This window comes from Alteromonas aquimaris (assembly GCF_026183695.1).
GTDB lineage: Bacteria > Pseudomonadota > Gammaproteobacteria > Enterobacterales > Alteromonadaceae > Alteromonas > Alteromonas aquimaris.
Window position 1 is genome coordinate 376566 of the sequence record NZ_JAPFRD010000010.1, and the last position, 17085, is coordinate 393650.

The window sequence follows — 17085 nt, forward strand, 5'->3', positions numbered from 1 at the left end:
TGGCTCAGCTAATATTGATTTAAAAACGATAACGATAATCGACACTCAAGGAATGTCTATGGAACTCATTCAAAAGAAAACCCTTATTGCGGCAATAATTGGCGCCAGCCTTCTGTCCGCCAATGCAATAGCCCATAATGAATCCCCTGACCAGCGTCTCACTGCTTCCGATGCAAAAGCTTTCTTAGACAATGCGCAAGCGGAAATTGAAAAAATTCAAACGCCTTCCGCACACGCGCAGTGGAGCTACGCAACTAACATTAATATCGATACTGCTGCGGTCAGTGCGTATCTAAATGAGATGTATTCGAATAAAGTCGCCCAATTCGCCAAGGAAGCGGCAAAATTTAATGACGTCAAGGTGGATGCAGACACGCGTCGTAAATTAAATTTATTGCGTAATGGATTAACCATGCCACCGCCTGCAGACGACAAGAAATCTGAACGTCTGGCAGAAATTAATTCCAAGCTGGAAGGTATGTATGGAGCAGGTGAATATTGCCGTACCGAAAATGACTGTATCAATCTGGTAGACATGAGCGCTGAAATGGCTACTTCCCGTGATAAGGATCTTTTGCTTGAGTACTGGAAGGGTTGGCGTGAAGTATCAGTACCAATGAAAGAACTATATTCAGAGCAGGTAGCCATCGCCAATGAAGGAGCCAAAGAACTCGGGTTTAAAAATGTGAGCGAGTTATGGCGCGGGAAGTATGATATGCCTGCTGACGAATTCCCAAAAGAGCTCGACCGTTTATGGGGTCAGGTTCAACCCTTTTATGAATCGCTGCATTGCCATGTGCGGGCCAAATTGGGCGAACATTATGGGACCGATGTAGTGCCACAGGACCAACCCATTCCTGCGCACCTATTAGGCAATATGTGGGCGCAAACTTGGGGCAACATCTATGATTTGGTTAAACCGGAACAGGAAATGAAAGTACCGGATGTAACCAAAGCGTTAAAAGAACAACAGTACGATGAAATTAAAATGGTCAAACAGGCTGAGTCGTTCTTCTCTTCCCTGGGTTTTGAAGAATTACCGGAAACATTCTGGGAACGCTCACTGTTTCAGAAGCCTGAAGACCGTGATGTGCAATGTCATGCCTCAGCGTGGAATTTGGATGATAAAGAAGATTTACGCATTAAAATGTGCATTCAGAAGACCGGTGAGGAATTCAATGTTATTCATCACGAATTAGGTCACAATTATTATCAGCGCGCATACAAGGACCAACCTCTTCTTTACCGGGGATCGGCTAACGACGGATTCCACGAAGCAATCGGCGATACTATTGCACTTAGCATTACACCCAAGTACTTAAAGCAGATTGGTTTGATCGATACCATTCCTGATGAATCAAATGATATCGGGATGTTGTTGCAGGTAGCATTGGACAAGATTGCATTTATTCCATTTGGACTCATGGTTGACCAGTGGCGCTGGAAGGTGCTTTCTGGTGAGGTCACGCCGGAAAACTATAATGACGTTTGGTGGGAATTACGAAACAAATACCAAGGAGTAATGGCCCCTATTGAACGTGACGCTGAAGCGTTCGATCCTGGAGCAAAATATCATGTCCCTGCTAATGTACCTTATACCCGTTACTTTTTAGCGCATATATTGCAATTCCAATTCCACAAGGCCTTATGTGATATTGCAAACGATCAAGGCCCGCTAAACCGCTGTTCTATCTATGGTAGTAAAGAAGCAGGAAAAGCATTGAATGATATGCTTGAAATGGGTATGAGCGAACCTTGGCAAAACGCCCTGGAAAAGCTGACGGGTACCAAGCAGATGGACGCCAGCACAATCCAGGCTTATTTTGCGCCACTGAAAAAATGGCTGGATGAGCAGAATCAGGGCCGTCAGTGCGGCTGGTAATGATTTCCCATTGAGCCAAAAAGCACTGGTACCTACCGGTGCTTTTTTAGTCGTATAAGGAAATCCTCGGCCTGCTTGGAGGATGACGCTGTTTAATTTTGTCATTTCCACGAAAGTGGGAATCTGCGTCAACCCCCAACTGGCCACACTGACGAAAAAAGAGTCCGTTTTTAAATCGACGAAGGAGACCATCTTCCCTGCGTGTACTGCGCCAACATACTACGAATACTCTACAACAATATTACTCGTTATCCGCTTTGTTCAAAATAGACTTGCTCATAGACTCCATGTTAATTTTTGACCACAGTATTTAAGTCATACAGTTTGCAAAATTTTTAACATTGGTCACATGATCAGTGATTTCAAAGGTGTCGGGCGTACAACAATACCCCATACCTTTATAATCCATGCCTAAATATTCAAAAGTCAGTTTGAACATTTGTTCAAAACTATCGGGCGCCCTTGTCTCTATACCTGTAGCAAGCAAACCAACCCCCTTTCCACGTAGTCTGCGACCTTGACGTTGGTGGAAATTAAGCAAGTCAGTTAATCGATCCATAAACACCTTCATTTGTGCACTAGCGGCATACCAGTATACAGGTGAAGCAAAAATCAGTTTTTTGTAACAGAGGAGCTGGTTAATTAGAGGTAAAAAATCATCCTGATACTTATTATGGTAATCGAACGGTTCAATTTTATAGCGCGCCAAATCATAAAAATCCGCTGCAAGCAGTTTTTTAACCTCATGGGCTAATCCGCTCGTATTTCCCTGGGAGCAGCTAGAGCCAAAAATAATCGCAGTTTTCATCAGTTCACCTCGTAAAGATTGCGTTCTGCAGGTAAGTCAGACAGGTACTCCACAAACTCAACTTCATATCCGTTAGGGTCGATAAAATAACAATTTTTACGAAAGCGTCCGTTAGCACCCGCTTTTTCTACTGTATATCCGGCATCTTTCAACCTGCCGACCACCGCATCAATATTATCTGCAACAAATGCAAAATGAGCTAATCCCATATTATTGCTCTGCAGATTTCTATTCACACCCAGACCATTGTCGTTAAAGGTGAGATAATTATGATCATCACCAAAATGTAACCACCTGCGCATAATACCGTACCATTCACCTTCACCCTCGCCACGAATTCTCCAATGAGGGAACGCAGCCTGATAAAAGTGAAGTGTAGAATCCATGTACTTCACGATCAGATTTAGGTGTTCAAGTTTTATCATTTATTTCTCCTACTTTTTTTATAGTTCGGAGACAGACTAAAACCTTAATATAAGTTGAGGTAAAGCGTTGATTCGTAGATATTTTTACACCCCCTCATATTGAACAGACTTGATTGTTCACCAGGAGGTTCACAAATGAGTACGAATTTAGACGCTTAAATACCATGACTACGCAACCAGCGATTTCACTGATGTCACGTTAATACGTCTTAATCTTACGCCGTTAAGGGATTCAAATAGAGATGTAGTGCACTTAGCCTCATTATTGCCTCAATGTCCCAGGAAGAACCGTCATACCTATAGCAGAGGCTCTCACGACAAAAGCGGTGAAGGCATCGCATGGTTGGTCCTGAATTAAATCATAAAAGCTGTGGTTCTTTAGCGGTATTTCTCATATATATAGGAACGCAGTCTAAGGCAAGCTAGCAGAAAAAAGAATTTGTTAAGCGACAACAGGTTTCGCTTGCCAGTGATGATTATCGAGCTTATAAAGTATCCGTACATGAGGCAATTCACTCACATTCAGGTATTCCGCCGCGTGTATCCTGAAGCGAATGACTGCAAAATTTGGTGGCGGTAAATCTGTGTTAGAAACTACCAAAACGTCTTTACTTGTCAACCGCTGCCCGGGCGGAGCCCCAAAAAAATGTAAGCGGTTTTTATTTGGTAGCTTATCCCAATAATGCTTTATTTTAGTCACTTCAATATATTGATGAAAAATTTTAGCACTACAACCCAAGCGATACTGCTCACGCGTGGCTGCAAAATACCAACATATCGATGCATTGATATTGCTTTCCAACTGACGACACTTCTCACTACGCAAATCAGTAATAATATCAATCGATTCTGCATTTGAATTAAACCGCCGACATACCACCGTACGAATATTAGGTCGACCATCTCGGTCAACTGTGGCTAACTGAAAGAAACGCGAAACGGGGTCATTTTGGGTTTTATCCAAAGAACGAATTAGTTTATCCTGCCAGCTTTCGATTTCAGACACGTTTAACCATTGGAAACAGTTTATAGAAGTTTTCGGTAGTTATTTTTGCCACGTCTTCTACGCTCACACCTTTTAATTCGGCAATAAACTCAGCCACCTCTACCACATAGCCAGGTTGATTTTCTTTGCCTCGATGGGGAACGGGGGCGAGCCAAGGAGAATCCGTCTCTATCAGCAGTTTATCAAGCGGTAACTGTTTAACTACTTCGCGTAATTCGCCAGCAGAATTGAATGTCACTATACCGGAGATGGATATATAAAATCCTAGTTCGATAGCCGCCTTGGCCATTTCAAGCGATTCAGTAAAGCAATGAAGAACCCCCTGGGTTTGCTTGTTTTTGTGCTCTTTCAGTAAGCTGATAGTATCTTTACGGGCATCGCGGGTGTGAATAATCAAAGGCTTACCAAGCGCATTCGCGACCTTGATATGATCAATAAAAGACTGACGTTGCACTTCCTGGGTATCTGCACTGTAAAAGTAATCCAGCCCGGTCTCGCCCACCGCCACCACCCGCGGATTGTCGGCTTTAGCTAATAACTCTTCATAGCTGCACGCATCATCCTGATGCAATGGGTGAACACCACAAGAAACAGACACATCTTCATATCGTTGGACCTTGGCAAGCATGTCATCAAACTCACGCACCGAAACAGAAACGCACAAAAAATGCTGCACGCCTCGCTTACGGGCGAATTCAATAACCTCATCCAGGTCCGTATCAGCGGTTTTCAATCTATCTAAGTGACAATGTGAATCAATGAACAAAATAACTCCAAATTACGTCATATCCAGATGGGAAAACTGAGCTAACAAAGTGCTCAATACTAACTTTTTGTTTACACCAGGATTTTGTAAATGTACGTGGGCTTTTATGCATTCGTTATAAACGGAAAATGCCGATTGACTTTGGTTGCGAATGTACAGCTGATGAACGTAGTGCTGACACCAACTGACTACCCGTTTAGCTTCATCCTGCCACTCACCTGCAAATTGCATTTCATCCCCTTTACCAGCAATTATATTGTCTAATGCCGCCACAAAGTCTGTGTATTGAATGCCACTTTCCGTAGATAAACTGCGTTGCACTTTCAGCGGTGCATTTCCATATGCATGTAATTGAGCCTCTGTTACCTCCCCCATTCCCTGTTGCTTGAGCCAGCTCAGACTTTGTTCCGTAGAAGGGGGGACAAGCACGTGTTTTTCGCACCGGCTTAGTATAGTGGGTAACATTCTGGAAAGCTGATGGGTAACTAAAATTAAATAGGTATTCGCGGTCGGCTCTTCCAGGGTTTTTAATAAGGCGTTGGCCGCTGCTTCCGTCATGCTTTCCGCCGCGGGAATGATCAGTACTTTATTACCACTTAACTGTGATGTGCGACTAAGTTTACTTATGCCTTCACGCACCAAGTCCACACCAATCTGTCTTTCGCTTTGCAATATATGAAAATCAGGATGTGTACCTGCTGCAAATAATTGACAACTCTGACAGCGTTGACAAGCTTGCTCATCTACCGGCATTTTGCATAACATGAATTTGGCAATATGCTCAGCCAGCTGCAGTTTACCAATACCTTCGGTTCCGGCTAACAAAAGCGCATGATGCAAACGATTGGCGCTAAGGCGACTGACTATCGTGTGATAATAGGAAACAAACCAGGGCAACATTAATTTAGATATCTCAACAACACGTTTTTGACTTTGTTATGTACCCAGCTCATTTCCTGATTCGCATCCACTCTCACTATAGCAGGATTGTCGGCGGTTAATTCAAGATAGCGCTGGCGAGTTCGTTTAAAAAACTCCATGCCTGCTTGTTCTATCCTGTCCAGCTCACCTCGGCCCCGTGCGCGCTTGAGCCCTACTTCTGGCTCCACATCCATATAAATAATCAAATCTGGTGAAAAGTCTTTCAGTGTCATTTTGCGGAGCGACGCCAGTACATCCTCGGATACGCCGCGTCCCCCGCCTTGGTATGCTTGAGTGGACAAATCATGTCGATCACCTACTACCCATACGTTTTTTTCTAACGTGGGTTTGATGGTGTTATTTAAGAGCTGAAGCCGAGCTGCATACATCAACAACAGCTCTGTTTCTACCGCTACCTCTTCTTCCCAGTTGTGCTTGACACAATCTCGTATCGATTCGGCCATTGGGGTACCGCCAGGCTCTCGGGTACTGATTGATTGGATATCGTGAGCAGCCAACGTTTCTCTGATCAAACGAATAACTGAGCTTTTGCCTGCTCCTTCCAACCCTTCTACAACGATGAACTTACCTTTCATAATTTACTGTTCACTTCTTTTTATCTGGTACTTATACACTGCATCGTTGTGCGCTTGCAACGTTGCTGAAAAGTGGTGTGAACCATCTCCTTTTGCCACGAAATAGAGGTTCTCAGTTTCACTAGGATGTAACACAGCTTCGATTGCTGGTTTTCCAGCCATGGCGATGGGTGTCGGCGGCAACCCTTTTATGCGATAGGTATTATAGGGTGTGCGTTGCTTAAGATGCTTACGGGTAAGATTACCATCAAAATCAGGTCCGATCCCATAGATGACTGTAGGATCGGTCTGTAATCGCATATTGGCTTCCAGCCGATTAACAAATACGCCGGCTATTTCATTTCGTTCGGCCGCAACCGCCGTTTCTTTTTCTACAATAGAAGCCATTATAAGTGCTTCGTAAACTGTTTCGAAAGGCAAGCCCGCCACCCTGTTTGCCCATGCTTTTTCAAGGTAATGCTGCATTGCACGCATGGCTCGTTTTAAGATATCGCTTGCTTTGGTTCCTGCAGTGAAATAATAAGTATCCGCTAACAACAATCCTTCCAGATTCACCAACCCATCCATAGGCTGCCAGGGCCAGGCATCCATGAGTGCCTGCGTCGTATTTGCATCGATGTCATGCACCAGTTGAGGGTGACTAGCAAGAGTGCTCAACCACTGGGAATATGTCAGCCCTTCAACCAAACTCACTGAAAACTGATACTCATCTCCATTGGCAAAATGGTCGAATACCTCAGGCACTGTCATATCTGTCTCCAGTTGATAAGTACCCGCCTTTGCAGATTGACCACGGTAACCAAACTTCATCCATAATTTTATCGAGTGCGGATTGGAAGCCAGCCAGCCTTGTTGTTCCAGTTGATTCAATAACGCATGACCGCTACTGCCTTGCGCAACCGTAAATAAAACGGGAGTATCCAAATTTAAAGGTTTATTGATATCATTCAACCACCAATAAAAGGCGGCGATAACCATGACAAAAAAGAGCAGGCATCCCGCCACGACTTTAACTAAACGAGACATATTCTTCCTTAAACTTTGATTCAATTGTCTGTTGAAGCCTACTGACTACTGCCTGATCGTACTCTGTCAGCGTATTTTCCCATTCTAATGTTCTTACCGGAACCAGCTTCATTAATGAATTACACATGAAAATTGTATCTGCGTTCGCCAACTCTTTAACCGCGGACGCGCAGATAACTATGTGGTTGCCCTGATGGGTTAAATAATCCAGCATAAAACTTCGCATTACACCCGCTACACCTGCGCGCGTTACTGAAGGTGTGAACCACATATCATTAATACACCAAAACAGGTTTGCGGCACTCGCTTCTATTACATGGCCATCATAATCACAGACGATCACATCATCAAAATTTGTTTGGGCCAGTGATTGTTTTATCATCACCTGTTCTAAACGATTTAAATGCTTACTTCCAGCCAGTAAGGGTTGAGAGGCAAGATGAATATCGCTTACCCCTAGATTCACACCTTGTTGCTGCCACTTTGAGTAGCTCGCCGGGAGGGTATGCTTGCTAAAATGAAACCCTGGACTGGTCGAGTTACCGCGCAAATATCCGCGTCCTCCCTCACCGCTGCTAATTAGCAGTTTCAGCACGCCGCTTTCGCAGGTGGAGACCTCATTAGCTATAGCTCGTCGAAGTTCATCTTCATTCACGTTTAAGCGAAGTTTGCTACTGTCTGATAGTAATCGACTTACGTGGCGTTCAAACAATGCTACCGCGCCGTTTTCAACCAGCATGGTAGTGAATATTCCATCACCATAGTTGGCCGCACGGTCATTGCTAGTAAACATAAATTCTAATAGATTAAATGCGTGAATAGTGAAAACAGCTTGGCAGTATATCAAGGATAAACGAACAATCCAGTTCAATACTTATCTGATAGTAATTGTGCTCAAACAATTCTATGACGATTAAATCTTTTAAAATTGATGAGGTCTTATTTTTTAATAAATTGAATCGAACAGCGTGAACGAGAATACTATGCGAAAAAGAGATAGCATACGCTATCTCTTTTAATCATCACTCTACACGTTTGAAAATAAGAGAACCATTGGTTCCCCCAAATCCAAATGAATTGCACAACGCATATTCATGCGAAAATGACTTCGCTTTGTGGGCGACAAAATCTAAGTCACACCCTTCACCGGGGTTATCCAGATTAATTGTAGGCGGAGCCATCTTATCTTTAAGTGCTAACACAGTAAAAATAGCTTCAACTGCACCAGCAGCACCAAGTAAGTGACCAGTCATAGACTTTGTGGAACTGACCAACAGTGATTTGGACATTTGACCAAACACCCGTTTTACCGCTGCTACTTCAGCCACATCGCCGGCAGGAGTGGATGTTCCGTGCGCATTGATATAGCCGATTTGGTCAACCGCTATATCAGCATCTTTAAGTGCATGCTCCATAGAAGCCGCCGCACCTTCTCCGGACTCTGGTGGTGAGGTCATATGATACGCATCACCACTCATGCCAAAGCCAACAAGTTCAGCATAAATGGTGGCGCCCCGCGCCTTAGCTGACTCGTACTCTTCAAGCATCACCACACCTGCACCTTCACCCATTACAAAGCCGTCACGGTCTTTATCCCACGGGCGACTCGCCGCTTTAGGATCATCATTACGACTGGATAATGCCCGCGCCGCAGCAAAACCTGAAACGCCTAATGGAGTAATAGAAGCTTCGGCCCCACCTGCCAACATGGCATCCGCATCCCCATAAGCGATGGTACGTGCTGCCACACCGATATTGTGAACCCCCGTTGTACAAGCGGTAACAATATTTAGGTTGGGCCCTTTCAGACCTTCCATAATGGACAAAAAGCCTGAAATCATATTCGTGATAGTCGAAGGGACAAAGAAAGGTGAAACCCTTTTAGGGCCGCTATTGAGTAACTTGGTATGATTCGCTTCAATCATCTCCAAACCACCAATACCTGAACCAATCGCCACACCTACTCGATGAGCATTGTTATTGTTCACCACTAAACCGGAATGTGCCAACGCCTGCTTACCCGCAGCCACGCCGAACTGGATAAACCGGTCCATTTTCTTTGCTTCTTTTTTATCAATATAATCCTGCGGGTCAAAGTCATTAACCTGACCTGCGAATCGGGTTGAATAGTTACTACAATCAAAAAGAGTGATATCCCCAATGCCACTTTCGCCCGCAAGCAAACGCTGCCAAGTCTGATCAACAGACTGACCAAGTGGAGATAACATGCCAAGACCAGTAACCACTACGCGACGTTTTGTCACAAAAAGCCCTCGCATTGGAACTAAGGTAGGTAAAATAGAAAACGGCTCGAAAGAGCCGCTTTGCTAGATAGTCTTACGCGTCTTTATTCGCGTTGATGTAGTCGATTGCAGACTGCACTGTAGTAATTTTCTCAGCTTCTTCGTCTGGAATCTCAGTATCAAACTCTTCTTCCAGCGCCATTACCAGCTCTACAGTGTCAAGTGAATCTGCGCCTAAGTCATCAACAAATGAGGCTTCAGGTTTTACTTCTTCTTCTTTCACGCCAAGCTGCTCAACGATGATCTTTTTAACGCGCTCTTCAATGTTACTCATAATTCTAGGTTTCCCTTAACGTCACTAGATATAAAATTTTCGCTAGTTTATTTTGCAAGGTATCAGCTTGCAAGTCCCAGTTGAAACTTCTTTTCTGGTCAAACCAGCGATCTACCAAAGTCTAATGAACAATCATTTAACGTGCAAGTACCTTAACCAATTGTTCACTAAAGAATTTAATTACGTTTTAACGTAATTAACTCATAAACATGCCACCATTCACGTGAATGGTTTCACCTGAGATATACGCTGCCCCTTCGCTTACTAAAAAGGCAACGGTTGCAGCAATTTCTTCTGGCTTCCCTAGCCTGTTGGCAGGAATGTCCTTAAAGATCGCCTCTCTTTGCTCATCTGTCAATGCTTTCGTCATGTCTGTATCAATAAAGCCTGGGGCCACCACATTAATCGTTATACCACGAGACGCAACTTCGCGCGCCATAGATTTGGTAAAGCCGACTACACCAGCTTTGGCGGCAGCATAATTTGCTTGTCCCGGGTTACCGGTGCTGCCCACTACTGAGCCCACGTTTACGATACGACCAAAGCGTTTTTTCATCATGCCTCGTAATACCGCTTTTGACAGTAAAAAGATAGAAGTCAGGTTGGTATCTAAAATCTCACTCCATTCCTCTTCTTTCATTCGCATCAACAAATTATCACGAGTAATGCCCGCATTATTAATCAAAATATCAATGCTGCCAAACTCGTCATTAATTGTTTTTAAACCATTATCAATAGAGGCTTTATCAGTAACGTTCATTACCAGACCTTTGCCTCCTGATGCAGTTAGATAGTCCGAAATAGCGTCTGCACCATTTTGTGAGGTTGCCGTACCGATCACCTTCGCCCCTTGACTGGCGAGTTGTTCAGCAATGGCTCTGCCGATGCCCCGGGACGCTCCCGTAACCAGCACCACTTTATCATTTAATTGATTTTGCATAATTATTTGTTTGCCTTTTATTTTACAGCTCTGCAAGTGATTCGGGTGTATTAATCGCCGTTGCATGTAACGACTTATCGATGCGTTTAGCCAGGCCAGTTAATACTTTTCCAGGTCCAACTTCGAGTAGCTTCGTCACACCTTTGGCGGCCATGAATTCAACGCTGCGTGTCCACTGCACCGGACAGTATAATTGGCGGACTAACGCATTTTTAATTGCAGCCGGATCGGTTTCAATAGCCACATCTACATTATTGATAACTGCAATCTCAGGTGTCGATAATTCAATAGATTGCAGCGCTTGTTCAAGTTGTTCAGCTGCGGGATGCATCAAATCACAATGCGAAGGTACACTGACGGCTAAGGGTAAGGCTCTTTTTGCCCCCGCATCTTTACACGCATTGCCTGCTCTTTCGGCCGCATTTTTCTCACCCGCTATGACAACCTGACCTGGAGAGTTAAAGTTAACTGGTGATACGACATTCCCAGTTTCCGCGGCGATCTGCTGACAAATTTGCGCGATTTTATCGTCTTCTAAACCAATAATCGCGTACATAGCACCAGTTCCGGCTGGCACGGCCTGTTGCATAAAATGACCACGCGCTTCAACTAGCTTCACGGCATCGGTAAACGCCAGCGCCCCTGAACACACTAACGCAGAATATTCACCTAAACTGTGACCTGCCAAATACGTAAACGTCGATTTATCCGCTTCCATGGCGCGCCAAATAGCGACACTTGCCGATAAAATTGCGGGCTGGGTAACGTGTGTTTCATCCAGTTTATTGTCTACATTTTCCTGAACCGCTTTCCACAAATCGTAACCAAGTACCTCTGACGCCTGATTGAATGTATCAATTACTACAGAATGAGACTGAGCAAGATCGCTAAGCATACCTTTAGACTGTGATCCCTGTCCGGGAAACACGCATGCAGTCATGGTCATAATTATTCCTTATCGCAAACTGATAACTTAATAACGGACAAGAGCAGAAGCCCAGGCGAATCCACCCCCAAAGGCTTCCAGTAACAAATGCTGACCACGCTTTATGCGACCATCTCTGATAGCTGTGTCCAGCGCTGTTGGAACTGTTGCTGCGGAAGTATTGCCATACTTTTCGAGGGTGAGAACCACCTGTTCCAAGGACATGTCCAGTTTTTTAGCTGTGGCTTTAATAATTCTGAAATTAGCCTGATGAGGTACTAGCCAATCCAAATCGGACTTCGCCATATTGTTTGCAGCTAACGTTTCTTCTACCACTTGTGATAGCTTGTTCACTGCTACTTTAAAAACTTCATTGCCTTTCATTACACCCCAGTTTTCATGAATCGACTTTTCGTCTCCACGAGTTGGGTTCCCCACATACAGCAAATTCCCGTAAGAACCTGCAGCGTGGATGTGGGTAGATAATATGCCCGGTTCATCACTGGCTTCGATGATCGTAGCACCGGCAGCATCACCGAATAGAATAACCATTGTACGATCAGACGGGTCGACAAGCCGGCTTAAACAATCGGTACCCACCACCAGTATGCGTTTTGCCATTCCAGATTTTATATACTGATCGGCCACACTCAATGCATAGCAGTAACCTGCGCACGCCGCAGCCACATCGAAGGCAGGAATACCATCCAAACCTAGGATTTGCTGAATTTCACAGGCACTCGAAGGTAACGCATAACGGCCGCTGGTAGTGGCGCATACGATCATATCGATGGATTTGGGATCAATATCAGCCGCTTCAAGCGCTTTTTTACTTGCTTCTGCACCCATGGTTGCAGCGCTTTCGTTTGCACCTATGATGCGGCGTTCTTTAATGCCGGTGCGGTCAGTTATCCACTTGTCGCTGGTATCCACCATTAGCTCAAGGTCAGCATTAGTTCTCACTTCGCTGGGATAATAACTGCCGGTTCCAATAATTCGGGAAAATTTGCTCAAAGCTGCTCCAACAAAACGGTTTCTATTTTGTTTTTTATTTTTTCTGGAACACCAATTCTCGCTTCCTTCATCGCTTCTAAAATAGCGTAGTAGAAAGCATCCGAAGAGGCATTTCCATGACTCTTTACAACAATTCCGCGCAATCCTATCAAACTGGCGCCGTTATACTGGTCGGGGTTCACCCGATTATAGATAGATTTTAATAAAGGTAAGGCGATTTTTGCCATCAGGCGAGTAAATATATTCGCCTGAGAGTGTTGCCGTAGCTCGTTTATCACCAATTTTGCCAATCCTTCGCTGGATTTTAATGCCACATTCCCAGTGAAGCCGTCGGTTACCACCACATCAGCATTATCGGTGAAAATATCATCACCTTCGACATAGCCAATATAATTTATTTCGGCCGCTTGTCTAAATAACTGATCCGCATGTTTGACCTGAGCGTTTCCTTTAATATCCTCTTCACCCACATTTAACAACGCCACCCTGGGACGCTGAATGCCACTTATTTGCTCTGCCAAAACCGATCCCATCACCCCATATTGAAAAAGAATTTCAGCAGTACAATTAACGTTTGCACCTAAGTCGAGTAAGAATACTTTATGATGATCCACCGTTGGCATCATGGATATGAGGGCCGGACGGTCTACCCCTGGTAAGGTCTTTAATATATAGAAAGCTAAGGTTAGCAACGCTCCCGTATTCCCCGCACTCACACAAGCATCGGCTACGCCTTCGTCGACAAGTTCGATTGCTTTGCGCATTGAAGAGGATTTTTTGGTTCGCAGTGCAGATCTGGGGGACTCGCCCATCTCTACCACTTGCTCACAATGAGCAATGCTTATTCGCTCACGCTGTTCAGTTGTCAACGATTGTAAACAAGGCGCAATGAGTGTTTCTTTACCGCATAAAATAAAATGAAGTTCAGAATGCTGCTGAATAGCTTTGAGGGCAGCAGGAAGAGTAACAGGGGGACCATGATCGCCCCCCATGATATCTAACGCTATGGTTAGTTTAGACAAAATTGTATACCGGTCGCTTAGCGATCGATGACTTTTTTGCCTTTATAGTAACCATCTACGGTTACGTGATGACGACGGTGTGTTTCGCCCGACGTTGAATCGACAGACAAAGTCGCGCCTGTCAATGCATCGTGTGAACGACGCATACCGCGCTTAGAACGCGTTTTACGATTTTGTTGTACTGCCATAACTTACTCCTGGTCTCGCTTAAGTTCTTTCAAAACCGCGAAAGGGTTTGGGCGCTCTTGTTCCGGTGAAATTTTGCCAAATTGCATATCGTCTTCACCTACTGGGCAATCCTCCTCTGCATGAAGGGCTACCAAAGGTAATGATAAAATCAATTCGTCTTCAAATAATTGAAGTAAATTAACTTCTCCGTGGTCGTTGACCTCAACCGGATCGTAAGCTTCGGGTAATACTTCAGTTTCTTCTGACCCCTGCACCGGGCTATAACAGAAATCCACATGAAGCGGGTAAGTAAACTCACCATTACACCGCTGACAGATAAGTGATACTTGTGTTGATAAGTTACCGTGAAAAACAGTAAGACCCTGCGCGTCTTTTTCGAACTGCACTTCCACTTCAACTGCATCATCACAAGTGACAACAGCATCTAACAGCCTTTCCATATCTTTGGATGCAACAATACCCTGATAGTCAGAGCGTTTCATTGCACTCTTGAATGGATCGACCGATTGCGGTAATTTCACTTTCTGCATAGGGCGCGCATAATATAGAGTCAACCGATTTATGTCAAAGGTTTGTTCATATTTGCCACTCATTTTTTATACTGAGTATTAACTCGCCTCAATACCTGTGAGCTAAACTAGGCACAGGTTAACCACTATGACACTTCACATGGGTTACCGGTCAATATAGTTATGTCACCAATACTTATCTTAGCAAGTTCATCACCGTACCGCAGACAACAGCTCACATCGCTGGGGTTGCAGGTCGAATCAGTAGCACCGAAGATTGACGAATCGGTCTTATCCGCTGAACATCCTCAAATCTTAGCGGAAAGATTAGCCCAGGCAAAGGCACAAAAAATAGCCCAGCAATATCCTGACGCAGTGATTATCGGCAGCGACCAGACCGCATGCGTTAATGTGGACGATAAATCGGTTATATTAGGCAAACCAGGTAATATCGAAAAAGCAACATTACAGCTTTTACAGTGTCAGGGTAAAACCGTGACCTTTTTTAGCGCCGTTTGTGTGCAGCATGCTCGCAATGCAAAAAGCATTGTGCGTACTGAAATAACCGAGGTAACATTCAGACCACTACATGAAGCGGACATTGTCGCCTACCTGGAAAGCGAACAACCTTACGACTGCGCCGGCAGTTTCAAGGCCGAAGGGAAAGGGATACTTCTCTTTGAACGCTTAAGTTCTCGTGATCCTAACGCATTAATTGGCATGCCGCTGATTTTACTGCGCGAAATACTGGCAGAATTTGAAATTGATTTACTTAAACTAAGTACTCAGGCCGAAGCCTGAACACGGTCTAATAGAAAGGCATCAAGTTCGGCAATATCGTGCACAATTTTAAGTGGTGAGTGGGCCTGTAAGTTCACCGGGGCATGGACGCCATACGAGACACCTATACGGTCCATGCCAATTGCTTGTGCCATCGACATATCATAAGTGGTATCTCCAACCATCAATGCCTTATCCGCAGTCACTCCAGTTTCATCCAGAATTTGCAGTAACATATCAGGAGAAGGCTTGGATGCTGCCTCATCGGCACAACGTGAAACAGAGAAAAAATGGCCGGTATTGGTATTGCGCCAGGCTCTCTCTAACCCTCGGCGCGCTTTACCTGTGGCAACGCCTAGCCGGCTTCCCTTTTCTATTAACCGCGACAGCATAGACTCTACACCGGCAAACAAAGGACAGGGAGTGGCATCCTGTTGTAGATAAGCATTTTTGTACGCGTGTGTTAGTCGCTCAGCCTGCGCGACATCTTCAAGCTTAAATAATTGCATTATTGCTGGCTTTAAACTTATTCCAATAATATGACTAACTTGTTCAAAGCCAGGGACCGGCATATCACACTCTTTTGCCGCAATCTGCATACAGCTGACAATTTTGGCAGCTGAGTCCATCAAAGTGCCATCCCAGTCGAAAATGATCAGTTCGTACTGTTTCATGTCAATTGCCTCAAAACGTTCTGTAGCTGCTCATCCAAGGGCGCTTCAAAAGAAATAGACTGTTCCGTTTTGGGGTGAAACAAACTGATTTTTGCAGCATGCAAAAATAAACGCTGCAAGCCCTTGGTTTGAACGTAAGCATCAAATTTTGCGTCACCGTATTTCGGGTCGCAGGCAATGGGATGTCCAGCATGCTGGCAATGCACCCTGATTTGATGGGTGCGACCAGTTATGGGCGAAGCTTCGACCAAGGTGGCGTTGTCAAACTGTTGCAATATGCGATAACGTGTTTCCGAGGGTTTTCCCTGTTCGTTCACGTTAACCAGACGCTCTCCAGACTGCAGGACATTTTTTTGCAACGGCGCTTTAACCTTAAATCGCGTTGCGGGCCACTTCCCCGCTACCAGAGCCTGATAGCGTTTATCCATTTGCCCGTTACGCAGTTGTTCATGCATATGACGCAGCGCTGAACGCCGTTTCGCGATAAGAATACAACCAGAGGTATCACGATCCAAACGATGCACTAACTCCAGAAACTTAGCTTCAGGACGTAACGCGCGCAATCCCTCTATCAAGCCAAAACTAAGTCCACTGCCGCCATGTACGGCGGTGCCAGAGGCCTTATTGATAACCAGTAGTCGGTCATCTTCAAATAAAATTTGCGATTCAAGCTCTGCCACTTTGTGTAATTTAGGCGAAGGCGTAGGCGTGCCTTCCGAAACTCTTACAGGGGGAACACGCACCACGTCCTGAGCACGAAGCTTATATTCAGGTTTGACCCGCCCCTTATTTACCCGCACCTCACCTTTGCGTAAGATCCGATAAATCATGCTTTTGGGCACGCCTTTTAATTGGTTCTTTAAAAAATTATCAATACGTTGACCGGCATATTCCTCGTCAACTTCGATAAATCGAACGGAATTATTTACTTCTGTATTCATGGCGCGCAGTATACTGCATTCAAGTATGGCAACGCTATGCTAATTATCTAACAAAGTAATCATACTTCGTTAATACTTGCCATT

20 protein-coding genes are annotated in these 17085 nt (G+C 44.7%); 2 read left to right on the plus strand and 18 right to left on the minus strand.

All coding sequences use genetic code 11. The annotated features are described in order from the left end of the window. Positions 1-58 precede the first annotated feature (58 nt). A complete protein-coding gene (locus OPS25_RS09310) occupies positions 59-1882 on the plus strand; it encodes a M2 family metallopeptidase (protein ID WP_265617440.1) in 1824 nt (607 codons plus the stop codon). A 310-nt stretch (positions 1883-2192) separates the two neighbouring features. On the opposite strand, the gene OPS25_RS09315 is transcribed toward OPS25_RS09310, so the two are convergent. The 16 genes from OPS25_RS09315 to yceD form a co-directional block, all read right to left on the minus strand. Next, positions 2193-2690, minus strand: a complete 498-nt coding sequence (locus OPS25_RS09315; RefSeq protein ID WP_265617441.1) for a flavodoxin family protein — start codon at positions 2688-2690, stop codon at positions 2193-2195. Continuing rightward, positions 2690-3115, minus strand: coding sequence for a VOC family protein (locus tag OPS25_RS09320; protein ID WP_265617442.1), 426 nt, complete (start codon positions 3113-3115; stop codon positions 2690-2692). Before OPS25_RS09320 ends, OPS25_RS09315 begins: the two co-directional genes overlap by 1 nt. A gap of 442 nt (positions 3116-3557) precedes the next feature. Continuing rightward, positions 3558-4121, minus strand: a complete 564-nt coding sequence (locus OPS25_RS09325) for a pyridoxamine 5'-phosphate oxidase family protein (protein WP_265617443.1) — start codon at positions 4119-4121, stop codon at positions 3558-3560. After that, positions 4114-4887, minus strand: a complete 774-nt coding sequence (locus OPS25_RS09330; protein ID WP_265617444.1) for a TatD family hydrolase — start codon at positions 4885-4887, stop codon at positions 4114-4116. The genes OPS25_RS09325 and OPS25_RS09330 overlap by 8 nt, the downstream gene beginning before the upstream one ends. Positions 4888-4899: 12 nt before the next feature. Beyond that, complete coding sequence (gene holB / locus OPS25_RS09335) at positions 4900-5787, minus strand: DNA polymerase III subunit delta' (protein WP_265617445.1); 888 nt, start codon at positions 5785-5787, stop codon at positions 4900-4902. Continuing rightward, a complete protein-coding gene (gene tmk, locus OPS25_RS09340) occupies positions 5787-6404 on the minus strand; it encodes a dTMP kinase (protein WP_265617446.1) in 618 nt (205 codons plus the stop codon). The genes holB and tmk overlap by 1 nt, the downstream gene beginning before the upstream one ends. 3 nt (positions 6405-6407) lie before the next feature. Beyond that, complete coding sequence (gene mltG, locus OPS25_RS09345) at positions 6408-7430, minus strand: endolytic transglycosylase MltG (protein WP_265617447.1); 1023 nt, start codon at positions 7428-7430, stop codon at positions 6408-6410. Then, positions 7414-8223: an aminodeoxychorismate lyase gene (pabC, locus tag OPS25_RS09350; RefSeq protein WP_265617448.1), complete on the minus strand. Its 810-nt coding sequence runs from the start codon at positions 8221-8223 to the stop codon at positions 7414-7416. Before pabC ends, mltG begins: the two co-directional genes overlap by 17 nt. 229 nt (positions 8224-8452) lie before the next feature. Then, the gene (fabF, locus tag OPS25_RS09355) at positions 8453-9694 is read right to left on the minus strand and encodes a beta-ketoacyl-ACP synthase II (protein WP_265617449.1); all 1242 of its coding nucleotides are present in this window, start codon (positions 9692-9694) and stop codon (positions 8453-8455) included. A gap of 73 nt (positions 9695-9767) precedes the next feature. Continuing rightward, on the minus strand, positions 9768-10007 hold the full coding sequence (gene acpP, locus OPS25_RS09360; RefSeq protein WP_044056889.1) for an acyl carrier protein: 240 nt from the start codon (positions 10005-10007) through the stop codon (positions 9768-9770). 196 nt (positions 10008-10203) lie between these two features. Continuing rightward, on the minus strand, positions 10204-10947 hold the full coding sequence (gene fabG / locus OPS25_RS09365; RefSeq protein WP_265617450.1) for a 3-oxoacyl-ACP reductase FabG: 744 nt from the start codon (positions 10945-10947) through the stop codon (positions 10204-10206). Positions 10948-10969: 22 nt separating this feature from the next. After that, on the minus strand, positions 10970-11893 hold the full coding sequence (gene fabD, locus OPS25_RS09370; RefSeq protein WP_265617451.1) for an ACP S-malonyltransferase: 924 nt from the start codon (positions 11891-11893) through the stop codon (positions 10970-10972). A 27-nt stretch (positions 11894-11920) separates the two neighbouring features. Next, positions 11921-12886, minus strand: a complete 966-nt coding sequence (locus OPS25_RS09375; protein ID WP_265617452.1) for a beta-ketoacyl-ACP synthase III — start codon at positions 12884-12886, stop codon at positions 11921-11923. After that, positions 12883-13908 carry a phosphate acyltransferase PlsX gene (plsX, locus tag OPS25_RS09380; RefSeq protein WP_265617453.1) on the minus strand — a complete coding sequence of 342 codons (1026 nt, stop codon included), beginning with the start codon at positions 13906-13908 and terminating at the stop codon, positions 12883-12885. The genes OPS25_RS09375 and plsX overlap by 4 nt, the downstream gene beginning before the upstream one ends. Before the next feature lie 17 nt (positions 13909-13925). Then, on the minus strand, positions 13926-14096 hold the full coding sequence (gene rpmF / locus OPS25_RS09385; protein ID WP_169209236.1) for a 50S ribosomal protein L32: 171 nt from the start codon (positions 14094-14096) through the stop codon (positions 13926-13928). Positions 14097-14099: 3 nt separating this feature from the next. Further along, positions 14100-14627 carry a 23S rRNA accumulation protein YceD gene (gene yceD / locus OPS25_RS09390; RefSeq protein WP_265617454.1) on the minus strand — a complete coding sequence of 176 codons (528 nt, stop codon included), beginning with the start codon at positions 14625-14627 and terminating at the stop codon, positions 14100-14102. A gap of 162 nt (positions 14628-14789) precedes the next feature. On the opposite strand from yceD, the gene OPS25_RS09395 reads away from it, so the two are divergent. Beyond that, positions 14790-15407 carry a Maf family protein gene (locus OPS25_RS09395; RefSeq protein ID WP_265617455.1) on the plus strand — a complete coding sequence of 206 codons (618 nt, stop codon included), beginning with the start codon at positions 14790-14792 and terminating at the stop codon, positions 15405-15407. Here OPS25_RS09395 and OPS25_RS09400 read toward each other — a convergent pair. Together OPS25_RS09400 and rluC are read right to left on the minus strand one after the other, a co-directional pair. Beyond that, a complete protein-coding gene (locus tag OPS25_RS09400; RefSeq protein ID WP_265617456.1) occupies positions 15392-16060 on the minus strand; it encodes an HAD family hydrolase in 669 nt (222 codons plus the stop codon). The two genes, OPS25_RS09395 and OPS25_RS09400, sit on opposite strands and share 16 nt — an antisense overlap. After that, positions 16057-17001 (minus strand): 23S rRNA pseudouridine(955/2504/2580) synthase RluC, encoded by a 945-nt coding sequence (gene rluC, locus OPS25_RS09405; RefSeq protein ID WP_265617457.1) that lies wholly within the window; start codon positions 16999-17001, stop codon positions 16057-16059. The genes OPS25_RS09400 and rluC overlap by 4 nt, the downstream gene beginning before the upstream one ends. Positions 17002-17085: the final 84 nt, after the last annotated feature.

Excerpts from the sequence above, each read along its gene's own strand:
- OPS25_RS09310 (WP_265617440.1), top strand. The coding sequence starts at position 59 with ATGGAACTCATTCAAAAGAAAACCCTTATTGCGGCAATAATTGGCGCC.
- OPS25_RS09315 (WP_265617441.1), bottom strand. The coding sequence starts at position 2,690 with ATGAAAACTGCGATTATTTTTGGCTCTAGCTGCTCCCAGGGAAATACG.
- OPS25_RS09320 (WP_265617442.1), bottom strand. The coding sequence starts at position 3,115 with ATGATAAAACTTGAACACCTAAATCTGATCGTGAAGTACATGGATTCT.
- holB (WP_265617445.1), bottom strand. The coding sequence starts at position 5,787 with ATGTTGCCCTGGTTTGTTTCCTATTATCACACGATAGTCAGTCGCCTT.
- tmk (WP_265617446.1), bottom strand. The coding sequence starts at position 6,404 with ATGAAAGGTAAGTTCATCGTTGTAGAAGGGTTGGAAGGAGCAGGCAAA.
- mltG (WP_265617447.1), bottom strand. The coding sequence starts at position 7,430 with ATGTCTCGTTTAGTTAAAGTCGTGGCGGGATGCCTGCTCTTTTTTGTC.
- pabC (WP_265617448.1), bottom strand. The coding sequence starts at position 8,223 with ATGTTTACTAGCAATGACCGTGCGGCCAACTATGGTGATGGAATATTC.
- acpP (WP_044056889.1), bottom strand. The coding sequence starts at position 10,007 with ATGAGTAACATTGAAGAGCGCGTTAAAAAGATCATCGTTGAGCAGCTT.
- fabG (WP_265617450.1), bottom strand. The coding sequence starts at position 10,947 with ATGCAAAATCAATTAAATGATAAAGTGGTGCTGGTTACGGGAGCGTCC.
- fabD (WP_265617451.1), bottom strand. The coding sequence starts at position 11,893 with ATGACCATGACTGCATGCGTGTTTCCCGGACAGGGATCACAGTCTAAA.
- rpmF (WP_169209236.1), bottom strand. The coding sequence starts at position 14,096 with ATGGCAGTACAACAAAATCGTAAAACGCGTTCTAAGCGCGGTATGCGT.
- yceD (WP_265617454.1), bottom strand. The coding sequence starts at position 14,627 with ATGCAGAAAGTGAAATTACCGCAATCGGTCGATCCATTCAAGAGTGCA.
- OPS25_RS09395 (WP_265617455.1), top strand. The coding sequence starts at position 14,790 with ATGTCACCAATACTTATCTTAGCAAGTTCATCACCGTACCGCAGACAA.
- OPS25_RS09400 (WP_265617456.1), bottom strand. The coding sequence starts at position 16,060 with ATGAAACAGTACGAACTGATCATTTTCGACTGGGATGGCACTTTGATG.
- rluC (WP_265617457.1), bottom strand. The coding sequence starts at position 17,001 with ATGAATACAGAAGTAAATAATTCCGTTCGATTTATCGAAGTTGACGAG.